Source organism: Actinoplanes cyaneus (assembly GCF_016862095.1).
Taxonomy (GTDB): Bacteria; Actinomycetota; Actinomycetes; order Mycobacteriales; family Micromonosporaceae; genus Actinoplanes; species Actinoplanes cyaneus.
Genome location: NZ_BOMH01000132.1, coordinates 1 through 3486, shown reverse-complemented (window position 1 = coordinate 3486; position 3486 = coordinate 1). Strand labels below are relative to the sequence as shown.

At 74.3% G+C, this 3486-nt stretch carries 1 protein-coding gene; it reads right to left on the bottom strand.

What is annotated here, in order from left to right; genetic code table 11:
* Positions 1-3486: type I polyketide synthase (locus Acy02nite_RS45925; protein ID WP_203756618.1), on the bottom strand; the 3486-nt coding region annotated here is incomplete at both ends.

The following is a 3486-nucleotide window of genomic DNA, read 5'->3' as shown; positions in this document are numbered from 1 at the left end:
ACGTCGGCGACGGCCAGCCCGGCGGACGCCAGCGCCGCCCGGATCACCCGCTGCTGCGCCGGGCCGTTCGGCGCGGTGAGCCCGTTGGAGGCGCCGTCCTGATTGACCGCGGTGCCCCGCACCACGGCCAGGACCCGGCGGCCGGCCGCCCGCGCCGACGACAACCGCTCGACCAGCAGCATGCCGGCGCCCTCGGACCAGCCGGTGCCGTCCGCGCCGGCGCCGAACGACCGGCACCGGCCGTCCGCGGACAGTCCCCGCTGCCGGGAGAACTCCACGAAGATGTCCGGCGTCGGCATCACGGTGACACCGCCGACCAGCGCCATCGAGCACTCACCGGTACGCAGCGACTGCGCTGCCAGGTGCAATGCCACCAGCGACGACGAGCACGCCGTGTCGACGGTGACGGCCGGGCCCTCCAGTCCGAACGTGTAGGAGATCCGGCCGGAGATGACCGATGACGCCGTGCCCGTGAGCAGATGTCCTTCGATGCCTTCGGACGTCGTGCCGTAGCCCATGAACGCGGCGCCGGCGAACACGCCGACCGGTTGTCCCTGCAGCGACATCGGGTCGACGCCGGCCCGTTCGAACGCCTCCCACGAGGTCTCCAGCAGCAGCCGCTGCTGCGGGTCCATGGCCAGGGCCTCGCGCGGCGAGATCCCGAACAGCTCCGCGTCGAACTCGGCGGCGCCGTCCAGGAAGCCGCCCTCGCGCGCGTAGAACGTTCCGGGGTGATCCGGGTCCGGGTGGTACAGCCGGTCCAGGTCCCAGCCGCGGCCGGCCGGGAACGCCCCGATCCCGTCGCCGCCGCGCGCCAGCAGATCCCAGAACTGTTCGGGTGTCTCCACACCGCCCGGCAGCCGCACGCCCATGCCGACGATCACGATCGGGTCGTCGCCGGTCACGGTAACGGCGACGGCTTCCGGCTCCGGCCGGGTCGCGCCGGAAACCCTCTCCCGGACGTACGTCGCCAGCCGTTCCGCGGTCGGGTGGTCGAAGGCCAGCGTCGCCGGCAGCGCCAGCCCGGTCGCCGACTGCAGGCGGTTGCGCAACTCGACAGCGGTGAGCGAGTCGAAGCCGAGCTCCTTGAACGCCCGCCCGGGAGCGATGTCGGCCGCGGACGCGTGCCCGAGGGCGGCCGCCACCTCGCCGCGGACCAGGTCGAGCACCGCCCGCTCCCGCTCGGCGTGACCCATCGCGGACAGCCGGGCCGCGAACCCGCTCTCCCGCCCGGGCACCGGGGTCGTGGCGGCCTCGGCCAGGTCGGCGAAGAGCGGCCGCTCGCGGGCGGCGGTGAACAGCGGCAGGAACTCCGGCCAGCGCACGTCCGCGACGGTGACCGACTCTTCGCCGGCGCCCACCGCGGCCGCCATCGCGGCCAGGCCCAGCGCCGGATCGATCGGCGTCAGGCCACGCCGGCGCAGCTGATCGGCGGTTTCCTTCCCGGCCGCCATGCCGACCTGCGCCCACGGGCCCCACGCGATCGCGGTTCCGGGCTTGCCCAGAGCACGGCGGCGGGCGACGAGCGCGTCCAGGGCCGCGTTGGCCGCGCCGTAGGCGGCCTGTTCGGCGCTGCCCCAGATGCCGGAGATCGAGGAGAACACCACGAACGCGTCCACGTCCCCGGCCAGCTCGTCCAGGTGCAGGGCACCGAGCACCTTGCCGTCGACGACCCGGGAGACGTGTTGCGCTCCGGCCTCGCCGATGGTCGCGTGCTCGCTGACGCCGGCCGCGTGCACGACCGCGTCGACCGGGCCGACCTCGGCCAGCAGCGCGGCGACCGCGTCCCGGTCGGCCAGGTCACACGTGTGCACCTCGGCGTTCGGGATGTCGGTCGTGCCGCCCCGGCGCGAGATCAGGATCAGTCGCTCGGCGCCGTTCCCGGCGGCCCAGCGGGCGACCGTCGCGCCCAGGCCACCGGTGCCACCGGCGATCAGGACGGTGCCGTGCGGTTGCCAACTCTTTCCCCGTACGACGGGAGCGTGCCGCAGCCGCCGTACCAGGATCCCGCCGGGACGGACCGCGATCTGGTCCTCGGCGCCGAGAGCTCCGGCGAGGACGGCGGCGACCCGGGCCGCCGTGCGCGGATCCAGCTCCGCCGGCAGGTCGAGCAGGCCACCCCAGCGGTCGGGATGTTCCAGGGCCAGCGTCCGGCCCAGGCCCCACACCTGGGACTGCAGCGGGTCCACGGCCATGTCCGAGCGTCCGGTCGACACCGCGCCGCGGGTCACGAACCACACCGGCGCGGTGCTGTCGCGTGCCACCGCGAGGGCGTCGAGCAGCGTCCCACCCACGCTGACCACACCGGCGATCGGCCCGCCGGCCTGCCGCAGCGCTTCGCCGAGCGGGCCCGCGGTCGTGACGACGGTCGCGCCGCGCGCGGTCAGGGCCGCGCCGAGACCGGCGGCGTCGTCGCCGATCAGCATCCAGGTGCCGGTCAGCTCGACCGGCGCCGGATCGGCGGCCGGCTGCCAGGTGATCCGGTAGCGCATGCCGTCGAGGCGGGACCGCTCGCGTCCGCGGGCACGCCAGGTCGTGAGGGCGGGAAGGACGTTCTCCAGGCTCGTGCCGGCGTCGACGCCGAGTTCGGCGGTGAGCGCGGCCAGGTCGCCCCGGTCGACGGTGTCCCAGAAGCCCGCCTCCGCGGGGTCAGCCTGCTCGGTGCGCGCCTCCAGCCAGTACCGCTGCCGCTGGAAGGCGTAGGTCGGCAACTGGGTCGGGCGCACCCCCGCGTAGAAGGCTGTCCAGTCCACCGCCATGCCGCCGGTCCACAGCCGGGCCAGCCCGGTCAGCACCGTGGTCACCTCGTCGCGGTCCCGCCGCAGCAGCGGCACTGCAGCGTCGACCATGGCCGACAGCACCGCGTCCGGGCCCAGCTCCACGAACCGGACGTCGTCGCCGGCCTGCGCGACCGCGTCGGCGAACCGCACGGTGTCCCGCACGTGCGCCACCCAGTAAGCCGGATCCGACCAACGGTCGTGACCCGGCGCGAAGCTCAGCGTGGCGACCACCGCACGGAACTCGGCCAGCATCGGCTCCATCAACCGCGAGTGGAACGCATGACTGGTCCGCAGCCGTCGCGTCTTCCAGGCACTCTGCTCGACCGCGGCGACGTCCTCCTCATGACCGGAAACGACCACAGCGGTGGGCCCGTTGACCGCCGCGACGTCGACATCCGGGAACGCCGTGCGGACGTCGGCCTCCGACGCCTGCACGGCCAGCATCACGCCACCGGCCGGCAGTGCCTGCATCAACCGGCCGCGGGCGGTCACCAGCATTGCCGCGTCCGCCAGCGACATGACACCGGACACGTGCGCGGCCGCGATCTCGCCGATCGAGTGACCGACCAGCACGTCCGGGCGCACACCCCAGCTGTCGAGCAGGGCGTGCAGCGCGACCTCGACGGCGAAGATCGCCGGCTGGGCGTAACCGGTCCGGTGGATCAACTCATCATCGGCGAGCACCACGCTCAACGGCCGGTCCAGG